The sequence below is a fragment of the Pseudomonas sp. RIT-PI-q genome, assembly GCF_001297125.1.
GTDB lineage: Bacteria > Pseudomonadota > Gammaproteobacteria > Pseudomonadales > Pseudomonadaceae > Aquipseudomonas.
On sequence record NZ_LHPC01000025.1, the window covers coordinates 106,143 to 125,243 of the forward strand.

18 protein-coding genes are annotated in these 19,101 nt (G+C 56.6%); 14 read left to right on the forward strand and 4 right to left on the reverse strand.

Translation table 11 applies throughout. From position 1 onward, the window contains the following. Positions 1–8: 8 nt before the first annotated feature. Complete coding sequence (locus AEQ67_RS10225) at positions 9–788, forward strand: lysophospholipid acyltransferase family protein (protein WP_059403760.1); 780 nt, start codon at positions 9–11, stop codon at positions 786–788. A gap of 336 nt (positions 789–1,124) precedes the next feature. On the opposite strand, the gene gyrB is transcribed toward AEQ67_RS10225, so the two are convergent. From gyrB to dnaA, 4 genes are read right to left on the reverse strand one after another with little or no spacing between them, the layout of a single operon-like run. Next, positions 1,125–3,542: a DNA topoisomerase (ATP-hydrolyzing) subunit B gene (gene gyrB / locus AEQ67_RS10230; RefSeq protein WP_059403954.1), complete on the reverse strand. Its 2,418-nt coding sequence runs from the start codon at positions 3,540–3,542 to the stop codon at positions 1,125–1,127. Positions 3,543–3,547: 5 nt separating this feature from the next. Next, positions 3,548–4,651, reverse strand: coding sequence for a DNA replication/repair protein RecF (gene recF, locus AEQ67_RS10235; protein WP_008064628.1), 1,104 nt, complete (start codon positions 4,649–4,651; stop codon positions 3,548–3,550). A 20-nt stretch (positions 4,652–4,671) separates the two neighbouring features. Further along, a complete protein-coding gene (gene dnaN / locus AEQ67_RS10240; protein ID WP_059403761.1) occupies positions 4,672–5,775 on the reverse strand; it encodes a DNA polymerase III subunit beta in 1,104 nt (367 codons plus the stop codon). 39 nt (positions 5,776–5,814) lie between these two features. After that, positions 5,815–7,335, reverse strand: coding sequence for a chromosomal replication initiator protein DnaA (dnaA, locus tag AEQ67_RS10245; RefSeq protein WP_059403762.1), 1,521 nt, complete (start codon positions 7,333–7,335; stop codon positions 5,815–5,817). A gap of 566 nt (positions 7,336–7,901) precedes the next feature. Between dnaA and rpmH the strand changes: the two genes are divergently transcribed. The 13 genes from rpmH to AEQ67_RS10300 all read left to right on the forward strand — a co-directional run bounded on the left by rpmH (position 7,902) and on the right by AEQ67_RS10300 (position 19,101). Further along, entirely contained in the window at positions 7,902–8,036 is a 135-nt protein-coding gene (gene rpmH / locus AEQ67_RS33670) for a 50S ribosomal protein L34 (RefSeq protein ID WP_003213577.1), read from the forward strand. A gap of 16 nt (positions 8,037–8,052) precedes the next feature. Further along, positions 8,053–8,454, forward strand: coding sequence for a ribonuclease P protein component (rnpA, locus tag AEQ67_RS10250; protein WP_027926203.1), 402 nt, complete (start codon positions 8,053–8,055; stop codon positions 8,452–8,454). Next, positions 8,447–8,692 (forward strand): membrane protein insertion efficiency factor YidD, encoded by a 246-nt coding sequence (yidD, locus tag AEQ67_RS33675; protein WP_074872215.1) that lies wholly within the window; start codon positions 8,447–8,449, stop codon positions 8,690–8,692. Before rnpA ends, yidD begins: the two co-directional genes overlap by 8 nt. Positions 8,693–8,694: 2 nt before the next feature. Next, entirely contained in the window at positions 8,695–10,380 is a 1,686-nt protein-coding gene (yidC, locus tag AEQ67_RS10255) for a membrane protein insertase YidC (protein ID WP_059403763.1), read from the forward strand. Between the two features lie 79 nt (positions 10,381–10,459). Continuing rightward, positions 10,460–11,830 carry a tRNA uridine-5-carboxymethylaminomethyl(34) synthesis GTPase MnmE gene (gene mnmE / locus AEQ67_RS10260; protein ID WP_059403764.1) on the forward strand — a complete coding sequence of 457 codons (1,371 nt, stop codon included), beginning with the start codon at positions 10,460–10,462 and terminating at the stop codon, positions 11,828–11,830. A 673-nt stretch (positions 11,831–12,503) separates the two neighbouring features. After that, on the forward strand, positions 12,504–14,402 hold the full coding sequence (gene mnmG / locus AEQ67_RS10265; RefSeq protein ID WP_059403765.1) for a tRNA uridine-5-carboxymethylaminomethyl(34) synthesis enzyme MnmG: 1,899 nt from the start codon (positions 12,504–12,506) through the stop codon (positions 14,400–14,402). Beyond that, the gene (gene rsmG / locus AEQ67_RS10270) at positions 14,399–15,043 is read left to right on the forward strand and encodes a 16S rRNA (guanine(527)-N(7))-methyltransferase RsmG (RefSeq protein ID WP_059403766.1); all 645 of its coding nucleotides are present in this window, start codon (positions 14,399–14,401) and stop codon (positions 15,041–15,043) included. The genes mnmG and rsmG overlap by 4 nt, the downstream gene beginning before the upstream one ends. Before the next feature lie 18 nt (positions 15,044–15,061). Beyond that, a complete protein-coding gene (locus AEQ67_RS10275) occupies positions 15,062–15,859 on the forward strand; it encodes a ParA family protein (protein WP_027926208.1) in 798 nt (265 codons plus the stop codon). 9 nt (positions 15,860–15,868) lie between these two features. Continuing rightward, positions 15,869–16,741, forward strand: coding sequence for a ParB/RepB/Spo0J family partition protein (locus tag AEQ67_RS10280; RefSeq protein WP_008027541.1), 873 nt, complete (start codon positions 15,869–15,871; stop codon positions 16,739–16,741). Positions 16,742–16,889: 148 nt separating this feature from the next. Next, entirely contained in the window at positions 16,890–17,297 is a 408-nt protein-coding gene (locus AEQ67_RS10285) for a F0F1 ATP synthase subunit I (RefSeq protein WP_007948092.1), read from the forward strand. Between the two features lie 16 nt (positions 17,298–17,313). Further along, positions 17,314–18,183, forward strand: a complete 870-nt coding sequence (atpB, locus tag AEQ67_RS10290; RefSeq protein ID WP_059403767.1) for a F0F1 ATP synthase subunit A — start codon at positions 17,314–17,316, stop codon at positions 18,181–18,183. A gap of 133 nt (positions 18,184–18,316) precedes the next feature. Beyond that, on the forward strand, positions 18,317–18,574 hold the full coding sequence (gene atpE, locus AEQ67_RS10295; protein WP_002555987.1) for a F0F1 ATP synthase subunit C: 258 nt from the start codon (positions 18,317–18,319) through the stop codon (positions 18,572–18,574). A 56-nt stretch (positions 18,575–18,630) separates the two neighbouring features. After that, positions 18,631–19,101, forward strand: a complete 471-nt coding sequence (locus tag AEQ67_RS10300; RefSeq protein WP_007903028.1) for a F0F1 ATP synthase subunit B — start codon at positions 18,631–18,633, stop codon at positions 19,099–19,101.

Consider the following 19,101-nt stretch of genomic DNA (forward strand, 5'->3'; position numbering starts at 1 on the left):
ACGTCGCCATGTCGATACTGCAGGCCATCCGAACTTTCCTCTTTTATCTGTTGCTGGGCACCACTTCATTGCTCTGGTGCAGCCTGAGCTTTTTTATCGCGCCTTTTCTGCCGTTCAAGGCGCGTTATCGCTTCATCAACGTGTACTGGTGCCGTTGCGCCTTGTGGCTGAGCAAAGTCTTTCTGGGCATCAGCTATGAAGTGAAGGGCGCCGAGAACGTGCCGGACCAGCCCTGCGTGATTCAGTCGAACCACCAGAGCACCTGGGAAACATTCTTCCTTTCGGCATACTTCCAGCCGCTAAGCCAGGTGCTCAAGCGTGAACTGCTCTACGTACCGTTCTTCGGCTGGGCCATGGCCATGCTGCGACCGATCGCCATCGACCGCGACAACCCGAAGGCTGCGCTCAAGCATGTCGCCAAGAAGGGCGATGAACTGCTCAAGGATGGCGTTTGGGTGCTGATCTTCCCTGAAGGTACGCGCGTTCCCTACGGCACCATCGGCAAGTTCTCACGCGGTGGCACCGCGTTGGCGGTTAACGCCGCGCTTCCCGTGCTGCCGATTGCGCACAATGCTGGCAAGTTCTGGCCGAAAACCGGTTGGGCAAAGAAGCAGGGCGTCATCACCGTGATCATCGGCGCGCCGATGTATGCCGAAGGCAGCGGGCCGCGAGCCATTGCCGATCTGAACGACCGGGTTCAAGCCTGGAACGAGCAGATGCAGCGGGAAATGGGATCATTGCCGGCAGCCCCTGCGGCCCCCTCGGCCAGTGATCAGGTGGCTGTCTGAGATTCTGTGGATAACCTGTGTACCGTTTTGTCGAAAAGTAGCGATTTTTGTTTTTAAGTTTATGATTTATATACATATTTCCTAAACACATAAAACGCGGAAAATGGTGCATAAGTTTTTTTCGGGCGCAAAAAAACCGGCTGATATAGCCGGTTTTTTTATGCCTGTAATGCGGCTGTTTCAATCGCTGTACAAAGTGAATCGAGGTTGAAACACGACCAGCAAAATCAAAAGATCGCAGCCTTCGGCAGCTCCTACATCTTTTTCTTTCGACAATTAAAAAGGCCAACGCATGTGCGTTGGCCTTTTTTTGTTTGGTGGGTGACCGACCTGGAATCAGAAGTCCAGGTTGGAAACCGCCAAGGCGTTGCTTTCGATGAAGTCACGGCGAGGTTCGACCGCATCACCCATCAAGGTGTTGAAGATCTGGTCTGCGCCAATGGCGTCTTCGATGGTCACTTTGAGCATCCGGCGCTGAGCGGGGTCCATGGTGGTTTCCCACAGCTGATCCGGGTTCATTTCGCCCAGACCTTTGTATCGCTGGATGGTGTGACGCTTGGTGCTTTCAGCCATCAGCCATTCAAGGGCTTCCTTGAACTCGGTGACCGGCTTCTTGCGCTCGCCACGCTGGATGTACGCGCCGTCGTCGAGCAAGGTGCTCAGCTGAGCGCCCAGGGAGACAACGGTCTTGTAATCGTTGCTGCCGAAGAAGTCGCGGTTGAAGGTGACGTAGTTCGACAGGCCGTGAGAGATCAGTTCGACCTCTGGCAGCCAGACGTTACGTTCACGGTCTTCACGCAGGCTGGCTTTGTAGACCAGGCCAGACTTCTCGACAGTGCGCAGGCGAACTTCGTACTGAGCCATCCAATCCTGCATCGCTGCGTGATCGGACAGTTGCTCCAGGCTTACCGCCGGCAGGTAGATGAAGTGCTCGGTCAGCTCCTGTGGATACAGGCGCGACAGACGCTTGAGGGTCTTCATCACGAGACGGAAGTCATTCACCAGGCGCTCAAGGGCCGGTCCGGAAATACCCGGAGCGTCCTCGTTCAGGTGCAGGCTCGCGTCTTCCAGGGCCGACTGCGTCATGTACTCTTCCATGGCGTCGTCGTCTTTGATGTATTGCTCTTGCTTGCCTTTCTTGACCTTGTACAACGGCGGCTGGGCGATGTAGATGTAGCCGCGCTCGATCAGCTCCGGCAACTGACGGAAGAAGAACGTCAACAGCAGGGTGCGGATGTGCGAACCGTCGACGTCAGCATCGGTCATGATGATGATGTTGTGATAACGCAGCTTGGCGATGTTGTACTCGTCACGGCCAATGCCGCAGCCCAGCGCGGTGATCAAGGTGCCCACTTCTTGCGAAGAGATCATCTTGTCGAAGCGTGCTTTCTCGACGTTGAGGATCTTGCCCTTCAACGGCAGGATCGCCTGGGTCCGACGATTGCGTCCCTGCTTGGCGGAGCCGCCAGCAGAGTCACCTTCCACGAGGTACAGTTCGGACAGGGCAGGGTCTTTTTCCTGGCAGTCAGCCAGTTTGCCCGGCAGGCCGGCGATGTCCAGCGCGCCTTTGCGGCGAGTCATCTCACGGGCCTTACGCGCCGCTTCACGAGCACGCGCCGCGTCGATCATCTTGCCGACGACCAGTTTGGCTTCGTTAGGGTTTTCCAGCAAGAAGTCGGAGAAGTACTTGCCCATTTCCTGTTCGACGGCGGTCTTCACTTCGGAAGAAACCAGCTTGTCTTTGGTCTGGGAGCTGAACTTCGGATCCGGCACTTTCACCGAAATGATCGCAGTCAGGCCTTCACGGGCGTCATCACCGGTGGTGGCGACTTTGTGCTTCTTCGCCAGGCCTTCGGCTTCGATGTAGGTGTTCAGGTTACGCGTCAGTGCGGAACGGAAACCCACCAGGTGAGTACCGCCATCGCGCTGTGGAATGTTGTTGGTGAAGCACAACAGGTTCTCGTTGAAGCTGTCGTTCCACTGCAGGGCGATTTCCACGCCGATGCCGTCTTCACGCTGGATGTTAAAGTGGAACACCTGGTTGACCGGGGTCTTGTTGGTGTTCAGGTATTCAACGAACGCACGCAGGCCGCCTTCGTACTTGAACAGCTCTTCCTTGCCGCTGCGTTCGTCCTTGAGGACGATGCCGACACCAGAGTTGAGGAAAGACAGTTCACGAATCCGCTTGGCCAGGATGTCCCAGCTGAAGTGGATGTTCTTGAAGGTCAGGTCGGACGGTTTGAAGTGGATCTGAGTACCGGTGGATTCGCTTTCACCAACGATTTTCATCGGCTCTTTCGGAACACCGTGGATGTAGGTCTGTTCCCAGATCTTGCCGCTGCGGCGAACGGTCAGGACCAGCTCTTCCGACAGGGCGTTCACTACCGACACACCTACGCCGTGCAAGCCGCCGGATACTTTGTAGGAGTTGTCGTCGAACTTACCGCCGGCGTGCAGCACGGTCATGATGACCTCGGCTGCCGAAACGCCTTCTTCTTTGTGCACGTCTACCGGGATGCCACGACCGTTGTCGCGAACGGTGATGGATTCGTCCGGGTGGATGATGATGCTGATGTCGTCGCAGTGGCCGGCGAGAGCTTCGTCGATCGAGTTATCGACCACTTCGAACACCATGTGGTGGAGACCGCTGCCATCGTCGGTGTCACCAATGTACATACCGGGACGTTTGCGTACGGCATCCAGGCCTTTCAGCACTTTAATGCTCGTTGAGTCGTACGTATTTTCTTCGCTCAATGCCTTCACTCCCGATGGTCGTGGGTCTGGGTGATACGGCCCTGTTCCACGTGGAACAGAGCGACTGGCGTTTCCGTCTGCCAGCCTTCCCTCAATAATTCGTGATCTACACAGGTGATAAACACCTGGCAGCGTAAGTCTTCCAGCAAGCGGCAAAGCGCACGGCGGTGTTGCTCGTCCAGTTCGGACGGCAAGTCATCCACCAGATAAATACACTGACCGCGTCGGGCCTGGCTGACCAAGTGCCCTTGGGCAATCCGCAATGCACAAACCACCAACTTCTGCTGACCCCGGGACAAGATGTCCGCGGCGTTATGAGCGCCCAATCTAAGACGCAAATCAGCACGTTGTGGTCCGGCCTGGGTATGACCCATTTGCTGATCCCGCTGCAGGGACCCGGCGAGTACAGCACTCAGTTCGCGGTCCTTGTCCCAGCCTCGGTAATAGCTGAGCGTCAAGCCCTCGAGCTCAACCAGTTCGCTCAAGGTCTGTTCAAAGACTGGTTTCAAGGCTTTGATGTAAGCGCGGCGGTATTCATCAATTTCAGCGCTGGCCTGGCACAGTTCCCTGTCCCAAACCGCTTGCGAAACGGCGTCAAGTGTACCATGCCGCAGCCAAGAGTTTCTCTGGCGCAGGGCCTTCTGCAAGCGCTGCCAGGTCGACATGAATCGCGGTTCCACGTGGAACACGCCCCAGTCGAGAAACTGCCTGCGAATCTTGGGCGCCCCCTCCAACAGCCGGAAGCTGTCGGGGTTGATCAGCTGCAAAGGCAGAATTTCCGCTAGTTGCGCCGCGCTGCGGGCGTTCTGCCCGTCGATGCGGATCTGGAACTCGCCTTGGCGGTCTCTGGATATCCCCAGCGCGCTGTGCCCGCCCTCGGCCAATTCCACCTGACCAAACACCGTGCACGCTAACTGCTCGTACTGAATCACGGGTAATAGACGGGTGCTACGAAACGAACGGGCAAGCCCCAGCAGGTGAATGGCTTCCAGAACACTGGTTTTGCCGCTGCCGTTGGCGCCGTAAAGAATGTTGATTCGGGGGGAGGGGGAGAAGGTCACCGGGTGCAGATTGCGCACCGCGGTGACCGAGACGCGACTTAAGGACATCTAGGTTCTGCTGAGCATGATTACAGACGCATCGGCATAACGACGTAGGCCGAGTCGTCGTTGTCGGACTCTTGCACCAGCGCGCTGCTGTTGGAGTCGGACAGGATCAGGCGAACCTGCTCAGTGGTCATCACGCCCAGCACGTCGAGCAGATAGCTCACGTTGAAGCCGATTTCCAGAGAGCCACCGTTGTACTCAACGCCCACTTCTTCTTCCGCTTCTTCCTGCTCCGGGTTGTTCGCCTGGATCTTCAGTTGACCATTGGCCAATTGCAGACGAATACCACGGTACTTCTCGTTGGAGAGAATCGCGGTACGGCTGAAGGCTTCACGCAGTGCCTGACGATCGCCGAGTACCAGCTTGTCGCCGCCCTTCGGCAGAACGCGCTCGTAGTCAGGGAATTTACCGTCGACCAGTTTCGAGGTGAAGGTGAACTCGCCGGTGGTGGCGCGGATGTGGTGTTGACCCAGCACGATGCTGACGAGGCCGTCCGGCTCGGTCAGCAGACGTGCCAGTTCAAGGATACCCTTGCGCGGCACGATCACCTGGTGGCGGTCCGGCTGACCGATATCGGCTTGCATCGAGCACATGGCCAGACGGTGACCGTCGGTGGCCACGGCGCGGATGATGCCGGCAGAGACTTCCAGCAACATACCGTTCAGGTAGTAACGCACGTCCTGCTGGGCCATGGCGAAGCTGGTGCGTTCGATCAGACGACGCAGTTTGCTTTGCTCCAGGCTGCAAGTCAGCGAGCCTGGGCCTTCTTCCACCGTCGGGAAATCATTGGCCGGCAGGGTCGACAGGGTGAAGCGGCTACGGCCGGCCTTCACCACGAGCTTCTGCTCATCGACCTTGATGTCGATCAACGCGTCGTTCGGCAGGCTCTTGCAGATATCCATCAGCTTGCGCGCAGGCACGGTGATAGAACCTGGATCAGCGGGTTCTTCGAGTTGTACACGACCGACCAGTTCGACTTCCAGGTCAGTACCGGTCAGCGACAATTGCTGGCCTTCGACAACCAGCAGCACGTTGGAGAGCACCGGCAAGGTCTGTCGGCGTTCGACGACGCCTGCGACCAGTTGCAGGGGTTTCAACAGGGCTTCGCGTTGAATGGTGAAATGCATGGTCTAGTCCCTTGCCTTAATAAGCTGCGCTGGTGTTCATCAAGTGGTCAGTGTACGCAGCAGGTTCTTGTAGTCCTCGCGGATGTCCGCGTCGGATTCCTTAAGTTCGTTGATCTTGCGGCAGGCGTGCAGCACCGTCGTGTGATCGCGGCCGCCAAACACATCGCCGATTTCCGGCAGGCTGTGGTTAGTCAACTCTTTGGAGAGGGCCATTGCAACCTGACGCGGACGTGCGACCGAGCGTGAACGACGCTTGGACAGCAGGTCGGAGATCTTGATCTTGTAGTATTCGGCGACGGTGCGCTGAATGTTATCCACAGAGACCAGTTTGTCTTGCAGCGCCAACAAGTCTTTCAGGGATTCGCGAATCAACTCGATGGTGATGTCACGGCCCATGAAGTGCGAGTGAGCGATCACGCGTTTAAGCGCGCCTTCCAGCTCACGGACGTTGGAGCGAATACGCTGGGCAATGAAGAACGCCGCATCGTGGGGCAGATCGACTTTGGCCTGGTCGGCCTTTTTCATCAGGATCGCCACGCGGGTTTCCAGCTCAGGCGGCTCGACGGCAACCGTCAGACCCCAGCCGAAGCGGGATTTGAGGCGCTCTTCGAGGCCTTCAATTTCTTTCGGGTAGCGGTCACTCGTGAGAATGACCTGCTGGCCACCTTCAAGCAGGGCGTTGAAGGTATGGAAAAATTCTTCCTGGGAACGTTCCTTGCGGGCGAAGAACTGAATGTCATCGATGAGCAAAGCATCCACCGAACGGTAGAAGCGCTTGAACTCGTTGATGGCGTTCAGTTGCAGGGCCTTGACCATGTCGGCCACGAAACGCTCGGAATGCAGGTACACGACCTTGGCATTCGGGTTCTTCTTTAATAGGTGGTTACCCACAGCGTGCATCAAGTGGGTTTTACCCAAGCCGACGCCACCATAAAGGAAGAGCGGGTTGTAACCGTGCTTGGGGTTATCCGCCACCTGCCAGGCCGCAGCCCGGGCCAGTTGGTTGGACTTACCCTCAACGAAATTCTCGAACGTGAACGTTCGGTTCAGGTAGCTGGTGTGCTTGAGCGCACCCTCAACCTGCACGGTGCGCTGTTCGGCGCGAACCGGGGCCTGTTGCGAACTGGCGCCGGCCATGGGGTCGAAGCTGTCGCGGGACGGCTCTTCACTGACCTCGGCGACTTTTTGCGTTGCACGCTTGGTCGGCGCGGCTGTCGGGGCAGGCGCCGGAGCGCTGACAGGTGCTTGAGCAGCCTGAGCCTGGGACGCAGCGGCGGCCAACGGAGCATTCGGTGCCGCACGCGGTGCCGAACTGCGTTTGCTGCCTATTAATAAGGAAAGCGCCGGCGCCATGCCATTGCCATGCTCATCCAGCAGTTCGAGGACGCGGCCCAGGTACTTTTCGTTGACCCAGTCGAGAACAAAACGATTCGGTGCGTAGACACGCAACTCGTCGCCTTCGGCTTCGACCTGTAGTGGACGGATCCAAGTGTTGAATTGTTGGGCAGGCAGCTCATCGCGCAAAAGCTCCACGCACTGCTGCCAAAGTTCCACTGACACGGATATCCCCTAAGTTGAAAGCCGGTGAGGCAAAAACAAGCGGCCATTGTAACGGCCAGACGCCGACTTATCCACACGTAGGTTGTTCACCACCCAAGAAGAATCAACGCTTTATACGCAAAAAAGACGACCAATGGTCTGTGCATAAGCTCTGTGGATAACCGGGTCTAAGGTCGTTGTACAAGTGGGGGCGAAACTCGGTGGATAACTGGACTGTGGATAAGTAGCCCTTTCACACACAGGTTATCCGACAGCGCAGCACAGGCTGCCCCCTGTTTTCCACCGTAGTTGTCATTCTCTGTACATCACGACGTACAAGGGCTTAAGGCAGTTATCCACAGAAGACCGTGGCCCTAGCTTTTATAAGCTTTACAGAAAAGCTTTAAATACTTTCCTTCTTTATTTCTATATCTAGCGAAGGCTTGCGGACGAGAAAACCCCTGGAGATCTATTTATAAGGAAACGCTGGTTGGAAATTGACCTAGAGGCTTGCTTTCTCTAGAATCCCCGGTCTCTTAAAACGGGGGCCATTCCGGCCCGTTGTGGACGAACCAGGTAACACGACAATGAAACGTACTTTCCAACCAAGCACTATCAAACGCGCTCGTACCCACGGTTTCCGTGCTCGCATGGCTACCAAAAACGGTCGTGCCGTCCTGTCGCGTCGTCGCGCCAAAGGTCGTGCGCGTCTGGCAGTTTGATAATCCGGCACTGGAGGTGAGTCAGGACTTCAGTCGGGAAAAGCGTCTGCTTACCCCCCGGCATTTCAAGGCAGTCTTTGACTCCCCTACCGGCAAGGTTCCGGGGAAAAATCTCCTGCTCCTTGCGCGCAACAACGATCTTGATCACCCCCGTCTCGGGCTGGTTATCGGGAAAAAGAGCGTAAAGCTCTCCGTCGAGCGCAATCGCCTCAAACGTCTGATGCGCGAATCGTTTCGGCTGCACCAGGATTCACTGGTCGGTTGGGACATCGTTATCGTCGCGCGCAAAGGTTTGGGTGACGTAGAAAACCCCGAATTGATTCAGCATTTCGGCAAACTCTGGAAGCGTCTGGCACGTAGCACGCCAGTACCAGCAGTCAAAACCGAAACTGTAGGGGTAGACAGTCCCGATGCGTAAACTGGCACTCGTTCCGATCCAGTTTTATCGCTATGCCATTAGTCCCCTGATGGCCAGTCACTGTCGTTTCTACCCCAGTTGTTCCTGCTACGCGTATGAAGCCATAGAAAATCATGGCCTTCTGCGCGGTGGCTGGCTGGCCTTTCGTCGTTTAGGTCGCTGTCATCCGTGGAATCCCGGTGGTTATGACCCGGTTCCATCTATCCCTACCTCCCGTTCTTCTTCGATGGCCGAGTAATCATGGATATCAAACGCACGATCCTGATCGTCGCCCTGGCAATCGTGTCCTACGTTATGGTTCTTAAATGGAACCAGGACTATGGCCAGGCTGCCCTGCCGACTCAGAATGTTGCTTCCAGTACTTCCGCACCGGGCCTACCGGATACGGCGACTGGCAATAATGCTTCTGTCAGTGACGACATTCCACGCGCCGCAAGCGATACCAGTGCAACTGCACCTGCTGAAACACCAGTAGCTGCAAGCAAAGACCTCATCCAGATCAAAACGGATGTGCTCAACCTGGCCGTCGATCCACAAGGTGGCGATGTTGCCCAGTTGACACTGCCGCTGTATCCACGTCGCCAGGACCATCCGGACATTCCATTCCAGTTGTTCGATAACGGCAACGAGCGGACTTATCTGGCTCAAAGCGGTTTGATCGGCACCAACGGTCCGGACGCAAGTCCTGCCGGTCGTCCGGTTTACTCCTCGGAGAAGAAGATTTACCAACTGGCTGACGGTCAGGACCAATTGGTCGTAGACCTGAAGTTCAGCAAGGACGGCGTCAACTACATCAAGCGTTTCACCCTGAAACGTGGCCTGTATGACGTAACTGTTTCCTACTTGATCGACAACCAGAGCGCTCAGCCCTGGTCCGGTGCAATGTTCGCGCAGTTGAAGCGTGACGCCAGCTCCGATCCTTCTTCCAGCACTGCCACCGGCACCGCGACTTACCTGGGCGCCGCCCTGTGGACAAGTAACGAGCCGTACAAGAAAGTGTCGATGAAGGACATGGACAAGGCTCAGCTGAAAGAAACCGTCAACGGTGGTTGGGTTGCCTGGTTGCAACACTACTTCGTGACCGCGTGGATTCCGGCGAAGGGCGAAAACAACGTCGTCCAGACCCGTAAAGACAGCAAAGGCAACTACATCATCGGCTACACCGCACCGGCTATGACCGTTGCACCAGGTGCAAAAGCCGAAACCAGTGCCGTTCTGTACGCAGGGCCGAAAAGCCAGGCTGTGCTGAAAGAGTTGTCCCCAGGTCTGGAACTGACCGTCGACTACGGCATTCTGTGGTTCATTGCCCAGCCAATCTTCTGGCTGCTGCAACATATCCACGCGCTGGTCGGTAACTGGGGCTGGTCGATTATCTTCCTGACCATGCTGATCAAAGGGATCTTCTTCCCGCTGTCGGCTGCCAGCTACAAATCGATGGCCCGCATGCGTGCCGTGGCACCGAAACTGGCTGCGCTGAAAGAGCAACATGGCGACGACCGGCAGAAAATGTCGCAGTCCATGATGGAGCTGTACAAGAAGGAGAAGATCAATCCGCTGGGTGGTTGCTTGCCAATCCTCGTGCAGATGCCGGTTTTCCTTTCGCTGTATTGGGTTCTGCTGGAAAGCGTTGAAATGCGCCAAGCGCCGTTCATGCTGTGGATTACTGACCTGTCGATCAAGGATCCGTTCTTCATTCTGCCGATCATCATGGGTGCAACCATGTTCATCCAGCAGCAGTTGAACCCGACTCCACCGGATCCGATGCAGGCCAAGGTGATGAAGCTGATGCCAATCATCTTCACCTTCTTCTTCCTGTGGTTCCCGGCTGGTCTGGTGCTGTATTGGGTAGTGAACAACTGCCTGTCCATCGCCCAACAGTGGTACATCACGCGTAAAATCGAAGCGGCTACTAAAGCAGCTGCCTGATTTACACTGTGGATAACCACTCAAAACGCCCCCTAGTGGGGCGTTTTGCTATCTGTCACTTTTGTCTGGATACCGGTTTATGAGCGTTCCTCGTGAAACCATCGCCGCCGTCGCCACCGCTCAAGGTCGCGGCGGTGTGGGCATCGTCCGTATTTCCGGGCCGCTGGCGAGTGTTGCGGCCAAGGCCTTCAGCGGTCGTGAACTCAAACCACGGTTTGCCCACTACGGCCCGTTCCTCAGCGAAAACGACGAGGTGCTGGATCAGGGCATTGCCCTGTATTTCCCGGGCCCGAACTCGTTCACCGGTGAAGATGTGCTGGAACTCCAGGGTCACGGCGGCCCGATTGTCCTGGATATGCTGCTCAAGCGTTGCCTGGAACTGGGCTGTCGTCTGGCCCGGCCGGGTGAATTCAGTGAGCGTGCCTTCCTCAACGACAAACTCGACCTGGCCCAGGCCGAGGCCATCGCTGACTTGATCGAGGCAAGTTCTGCACAGGCTGCACGAAATGCCCTGCGTTCCTTGCAAGGCGCGTTTTCCGATCGTGTGCATAACCTCACCGAGCAATTGATTGGCTTGCGGATCTATGTCGAAGCAGCAATCGACTTTCCGGAAGAAGAAATCGACTTCCTTGCCGATGGCCATGTGCTGAGCATGCTCGACAAAGTCCGTGACGAGTTATCCACCGTATTGCGAGAAGCCGGGCAGGGTGCCTTGTTGCGTGACGGCATGACGGTGGTGATTGCCGGTCGCCCGAACGCTGGCAAGTCCAGCTTGCTCAACGCCCTGGCGGGTCGAGAAGCGGCGATCGTGACCGAAATTGCCGGCACGACCCGGGACATTCTCCGAGAACATATCCACATCGATGGCATGCCGTTGCATGTGGTCGACACGGCAGGTTTGCGCGATACCGATGATCACGTCGAGAAAATCGGCGTGGAACGGGCATTGAAAGCCATCGGCGAGGCAGATCGTGTGCTGCTGGTCGTCGACGCCACCGCCCCTGAAGCACTTGATCCGTTCGCCTTATGGCCGGAATTCCTCGAGATCCGCCCGGATCCGGCCAAAGTCACGCTGATCCGTAACAAGGCTGACCTCACCGGTGAAGCGATTGCCCTGGAAGTCAGCGAGGATGGCCACGTGACTATCAGCCTCAGCGCCAAGTCTGCAGGCGAGGGCCTGGAATTGCTGCGCGACCATCTCAAGGCCTGCATGGGCTATGAACAAACCTCGGAAAGCAGCTTCAGTGCTCGCAGGCGTCACCTTGAGGCATTGCGTTATGCCAGTGCTTCCCTCGAGCATGGCCGCGCGCAGCTGACGCTGGCAGGTGCCGGTGAGCTGTTGGCCGAAGATTTGCGCCAGGCTCAGCATGCTTTGGGTGAAATTACCGGTGCATTCAGCTCCGATGACCTGCTTGGACGGATTTTTTCCAGCTTCTGCATCGGTAAGTAGAATAGAAAAACGAGCCTTGTAGGAGCTGGCTTGCCAGCGAAGACGAGCTGTCTGACGAATCAATGTCGAATGTGACTGCCCCTTCGCTGGCGAGCCAGCTCCTACAGAAACAGATCGGCGTACAACCGCTGTCCCGAAGACAGGCCATTCGTGCCTGTCTGTTTTTTTCCTTTCCCCTGAATTTTCTTCCAGTGCCGAGCGGATTCTTTCTGCTTGAGCGAATTTTCCGTGCCCGGGATTTGTCCATTTAACGGATTTCTGTGGATTAAGCCCTGTGAATAACTGCCACTAAGGGCAGTTGATAACAGGGCCTCAAAACTGAAGATAACTGCCTCTGTGGATAACCACCCCTTTCATCCACAGGCTTAAAGCGGTTATCCAAGGGCCTCCTTGGCACATGATCACAGGGTTTTGAATCTCTGTACATATTGAATATAAAGGCTTGTAGAGATCTATCCACAGAAATGTGCCTCAGTAGAAATAAACATAAAAACAAAGATTTAATAAATTTCTCTCTTTTTAATTTCTATAACTGCGACTTCTCCACAGCTGGTTAAATTTTGTGCAAAGGGTTCTTTAGGAAGGGCGAAGTCCCTATACTTGCCGACCAGGTCCAAAAACCTGAGACCAACCTATTCCGAATTACCTAACTGAAGCAGGCACGAGGTGCGTGGTGGATTTCCCTTCCCGTTTTGAAGTGATCGTCATCGGCGGCGGTCATGCCGGTACCGAGGCAGCACTGGCGTCAGCACGTATGGGGGCAAAAACCCTGTTGCTGACGCATAACGTGGAAACCCTCGGCGCCATGAGCTGCAACCCCGCTATCGGCGGGATCGGCAAAAGCCATCTGGTCAAGGAAATCGACGCCCTCGGCGGCGCGATGGCCATGGCTACCGATAAGGGTGGTATTCAATTTCGCGTATTGAACAGCCGCAAAGGCCCGGCCGTGCGTGCTACCCGCGCTCAGGCAGATCGGGTTCTGTACAAGGCCGCTGTCCGCGAAATTCTCGAAAACCAGCCGAACCTGTGGATATTTCAACAGGCTGCCGACGACCTGATCGTCGAACAGGAACAAGTGCGCGGTGTTGTCACCCAAATGGGTCTGCGTTTCCTCGCCGATTCGGTGGTGTTGACCACTGGCACTTTCCTCGGTGGACTTATCCACATCGGGATGCAGAATTTTTCCGGTGGCCGTGCCGGTGATCCACCATCGATTGCCCTGGCGCACCGTTTGCGTGAATTGCCACTGCGTGTCGGTCGCCTGAAAACCGGTACGCCGCCGCGTATCGACGGCCGTTCTGTGGATTTCTCGGTGATGACCGAGCAAGCCGGCGATACGCCGATCCCGGTGATGTCGTTCATGGGTTCCAAAGAGCAGCATCCGAAGCAGGTCAGCTGCTGGATTACCCACACCAACGCCCGCACCCACGAAATCATTGCCGCTAACCTCGACCGTTCGCCGATGTATTCCGATGCCGGTGTGATCGAAGGGATCGGCCCGCGTTACTGCCCGTCGATCGAAGACAAGATCCATCGCTTTGCCGACAAGGAAAGCCATCAGGTCTTCATCGAACCGGAAGGCCTGACCACCAACGAGCTGTACCCGAACGGGATATCCACATCCCTGCCGTTCGACGTGCAATTGCAGATCGTGCAATCGATCCGCGGCATGGAAAACGCGCACATCGTTCGTCCGGGCTACGCGATCGAGTACGATTACTTCGACCCCCGTGACCTGAAGTACAGCCTGGAAACCAAAGTCATTGGCGGTCTGTTCTTCGCCGGGCAAATCAACGGCACCACCGGTTACGAAGAAGCCGGCGCCCAGGGTTTGCTGGCCGGAGCCAACGCCGCACTACGTGCACAGGGCAAAGACGCCTGGTGCCCGCGTCGCGATGAGGCGTACATCGGAGTGCTGGTCGACGACCTGATTACCCTGGGTACTCAGGAACCGTATCGGATGTTCACCTCCCGCGCCGAATACCGCCTGATCCTGCGCGAAGACAACGCCGACCTGCGCTTGACCGAAAAAGGTCGCGAACTGGGTCTGGTCGATGACGCGCGCTGGGCTGCGTTCTGCACCAAACGCGAAAGCATCACGCTCGAAGAGCAACGCCTGAAAAGTACCTGGGTTCGCCCGGGCACCGAGCAGGGCGATGCGATTTCCGAAAAGTTCGGTACGCCGCTGACCCACGAATACAACTTGCTCAACCTGCTGAGCCGTCCGGAAATCGACTACGCTGGTCTGATCGCCGTGACTGGTGGGGGAGCAGAAGATCCACAAGTCGCCGAGCAGGTCGAAATCAAGACCAAATACGCCGGTTACATCGATCGCCAGCAGGATGAAATCGCACGTCTGCGGGCCAGCGAAGACACCAAACTGCCTGTGGATATCGATTACACCAACATTTCCGGTCTCTCCAAAGAGATCCAGAGCAAGCTCGGCGCGACCCGTCCAGAGACCTTGGGTCAGGCGTCACGTATCCCGGGCGTTACTCCGGCAGCGATTTCGCTGTTGATGATTCATTTGAAAAAACGCGGCGCGGGCCGTCAGTTGGAGCAAAGCGCTTGAGTTCGTTGGTCACCTCGCAACATGCAGAAGAGTTATCCACAGGTGCTCGCCAGCTCGGTGTGACACTGACAGAAACCCAGCACGCGCAGCTGCTGGGTTATCTGGCCCTGTTGATAAAATGGAACAAGGCTTACAACCTGACCGCCGTGCGCGATCCGGACGAAATGGTCTCTCGCCACTTGCTCGATAGTCTGAGCGTAATGTCGTTCGTCGAAAACGGCCGCTGGCTGGACGTTGGAAGCGGCGGCGGCATGCCGGGTATTCCGTTGGCCATCCTGTTTCCAGAGTCGCAAGTGACCTGCCTGGACAGCAACGGCAAGAAAACCCGCTTCCTGACTCAGGTCAAACTCGAACTCAAACTGGATAACCTGCAAGTTATCCACAGTCGCGTCGAAGCCTTTCAGCCTGCACAGCCATTCCACGGGATCATTTCCCGGGCGTTCAGCAGCATGGAGAACTTCAGCAACTGGACTCGCCACCTCGGCGACACCGAAACACGCTGGCTGGCAATGAAGGGCGTTCATCCCGCCGATGAGCTGGTAGCATTGCCGGCAGACTTCCACCTCGATAGCGAACACGCCCTGGCCGTACCTGGTTGCCAAGGCCAACGCCATCTGCTGATACTGCGCCGCACGGCATGATTGGGAACACAAGCAAGAATGGCTAAGGTATTCGCGATAGCGAACCAAAAAGGTGGTGTGGGCAAAACCACCACCTGCATCAACCTCGCAGCTTCCCTGGTCGCTACCAAGCGTCGGGTGCTGTTGATCGATCTCGATCCACAGGGCAACGCCACCATGGGTAGTGGTGTGGATAAACACGGCCTGGAAAACTCGGTCTACGACCTGTTGATCGGTGAGTGCGATCTGGCCCAGGCCATGCACTACTCCGAGCACGGTGGTTACCAGCTGTTGCCGGCCAACCGCGACCTCACGGCGGCTGAAGTGGTTCTGCTGGAAATGCAGATGAAGGAAAGCCGTCTGCGCAGTGCCTTGGCGCCGATCCGTGAAAACTACGATTACATTTTGATCGACTGCCCGCCGTCGCTGTCGATGCTGACGCTGAATGCCCTGGTGGCTGCCGATGGGGTGATTATCCCCATGCAGTGCGAGTATTTCGCACTCGAAGGCTTGAGCGACCTTGTGGATAACATCAAGCGCATCGCCGAACTGCTCAACCCGAACCTCAAAGTCGAAGGTTTGTTGCGGACCATGTATGACCCGCGCCTGAGCCTGATGAACGACGTTTCGGCGCAGCTCAAGGAACACTTCGGCGAACAGCTGTACGACACGGTGATTCCGCGCAACATCCGCCTGGCCGAAGCGCCAAGCTATGGCATGCCGGCGTTGGCCTACGACAAGACATCGCGGGGCGCCATTGCCTATCTGGCATTGGCGGGCGAGATGGTTCGCCGTCAACGCAAAAACTCACGCACCGCCGCCGCTCAGGCAACTTAAGGAATCCCCATGGCCGTCAAGAAACGAGGTCTCGGACGTGGACTGGATGCACTGCTGAGTGGTCCGACTGTCAGCTCGCTGGAAGAACAAGCGGTGCAAGCCGATCAGCGTGAGCTGCAGCACCTGCCCCTGGACCTGATCCAGCGCGGCAAGTACCAGCCACGTCGGGACATGGATCCCCAGGCGCTGGAGGAGCTGGCGCAGTCGATCAAGGCCCAGGGCGTGATGCAGCCGATCGTGGTGCGTCCGATCGGCAGCGGTCGCTTCGAAATCATCGCTGGCGAACGTCGCTGGCGTGCCAGCCAGCAGGCTGGCCAGGAAACCATCCCGGCGATGGTGCGCGATGTCCCGGATGAAACCGCGATCGCCATGGCGCTGATCGAAAACATCCAGCGTGAAGACCTCAACCCGATCGAAGAAGCGGTGGCCTTGCAGCGTTTGCAGCAGGAATTCCAGCTGACTCAGCAACAAGTTGCCGAAGCGGTGGGGAAATCCCGGGTAACCGTGGCGAACCTGCTACGCTTGATCGCGTTGCCGGAAGTAATCAAGACCATGCTGTCCCACGGCGACCTGGAAATGGGTCATGCCCGGGCTTTGCTCGGTTTGCCGGAGAATCAACAGGTTGAAGGGGCGCGACACGTTGTCGCACGGGGGCTGACTGTACGCCAGACTGAAGCACTGGTTCGCCAGTGGTTGAGTGGTAAACAGGAACCTGCTGAACCGGTAAAGCCGGACCCGGATATCGCAAGGCTCGAACAGCGTCTGGCCGAGCGCCTAGGCTCTGCGGTGCAGATTCGCCACGGTAAAAAGGGGAAGGGGCAGTTGGTGATCGGCTATAACTCGCTCGATGAGCTTCAAGGTGTGCTCGCACACATCCGCTGAAACATTTCCTCATGTAGCGTGCAGTCGGAAATCACTACCTGACAGTTGAATAGGGGCAGAACCGCCCCTATACTCTGCGCGCATTTTGTCGGCACAAATTATGCCAAGTTATTGAATTCTGGCAGCCGATCATTGGGGAGCAAAAACGATGGAGAGCCGCACGCCAAACCGCTTGCCGTTCCATCGCCTGGCAGTTTTTCCGGTCCTACTGGCTCAATTTGTCGTTTTGGTACTGGCCGCTTTGGCGCTCTGGTACTGGCATGGAGTCGTTGCCGGATACTCAGGACTTTGCGGAGGCCTGATAGCCTTGCTGCCCAATGTTTATTTCGCTCACAGGGCATTTCGGTTTTCCGGCGCCCGAGCAGCTCAAGCCATCGTCCGGTCTTTTTATGCCGGCGAGGCGGGCAAACTGATTTTGACGGCAGTGCTCTTTGCATTGACGTTTGCAGGTGTGAAGCCATTGGCGCCGCTAGCTGTATTCGGCGTCTTCGTGTTGACCCAACTGGTCAGCTGGTTCGCGCCCCTGCTGATGAGAACAAGACTTTCGAGACCTTAGGGCGTTTGAGGCAACCATGGCAGAAACAACCGCTTCGGGCTATATCCAGCACCACTTACAGAACCTGACCTTCGGTCAGCATCCAACTGGCGGATGGGGTTTTGCCCACACCGCAGCAGAAGCCAAAGAAATGGGCTTCTGGGCTTTCCACGTCGATACCCTCGGCTGGTCGGTCGCGTTGGGTCTGATCTTCGTTCTTCTTTTCCGCATGGCGGCGAAGAAGGCGACTTCCGGTCAGCCTGGTGCTTTGCAGAACTTCGTTGAAGTATTGGTCGAATTCGTCGATGGCAGCGTGAAAGACAGCTTCCATGGCCGTAGCCCGGTGATTGCACCGCTGGCACTGACCATCTTCGTCTGGGTCTTCCTGATGAACGCCGTCGACCTGATTCCGGTTGACTGGATTCCTCAAGTGGCCATGTGGATCTCCGGCGACGCGCACATTCCGTTCCGCGCCGTATCGACCACTGACCCGAACGCTACCTTGGGCATGGCCCTGTCGGTATTTGCGTTGATCATTTTCTACAGCATCAAGGTCAAGGGCATCGGCGGCTTCATCGGCGAACTGACCCTGCACCCGTTCGGCAGCAAGAACATCTTCGTTCAAGCCCTGCTGATTCCGGTGAACTTCCTGCTGGAGTTCGTGACACTGATTGCCAAGCCAATCTCGTTGGCACTGCGTCTGTTCGGCAACATGTATGCCGGCGAACTGGTCTTCATTCTGATTGCTGTGATGTTCGGCAGCGGTCTGCTCTGGCTTAGCGGCCTGGGCATAGTTCTGCAGTGGGCGTGGGCTGTGTTCCACATCCTGATCATCACCCTGCAGGCGTTTATCTTCATGATGTTGACCATCGTTTACCTGTCGATGGCGCACGAAGAGAACCATTAAGACCAGTCTCGACTGGTCTGATGTCCCACTCGGTCAAACGGGTGGGTGCCCGAACAGGGCTATGAAACGATTTGTTTTACCGCTTTAAAATCTAAAAAACCTAAACCATACGACGTAAAAGTCGGGAGGAAAGATGGAAACTGTAGTTGGTCTAACCGCTATCGCTGTTGCACTGTTGATCGGCCTGGGCGCACTGGGTACCGCAATTGGTTTCGGCCTGTTGGGCGGCAAGTTCCTGGAAGGCGCCGCGCGTCAACCAGAAATGGTTCCAATGCTGCAAGTTAAAATGTTCATCGTTGCCGGTCTGCTCGACGCCGTAACCATGATCGGTGTTGGTATCGCTCTGTTCTTCACCTTCGCGAACCCATTCGTTGGTCAACTCGCTGGCTAATCACTCGAATCGTCGAGTGATTAGTGTGTTGTGCAACGAACGAGCGAGGTGTTGGCGTGAACATTAATGCAACCCTGATTGGCCAGTCCGTTGCGTTCTTAATTTTTGTACTTTTTTGCATGAAGTTCGTATGGCCTCCGGTCATCGCGGCTTTGCACGAACGTCAGAAGAAGATCGCGGATGGACTGGACGCTGCCGCCCGAGCAGCTCGCGACCTGGAGTTGGCCCAAGATAAAGCGGGTCAGCAACTGCGCGAAGCGAAAGCTCAGGCAGCCGAAATCATTGAGCAAGCCAAGAAACGCGGTAACCAGATCGTTGAAGAGGCTGTTGAAAAAGCCCGTATCGACGCTGACCGTGTGAAGGTTCAGGCTCAGGCCGAGATCGAGCAGGAACTGAACAGTGTCAAAGACGCGCTGCGTGCCCAACTGGGTGCACTGGCTGTCGGCGGCGCCGAGAAGATCCTGGGTGCCACAATCGATCAAAACGCGCACGCGGAGCTGGTAAACAAACTGGCTGCTGAAATTTAA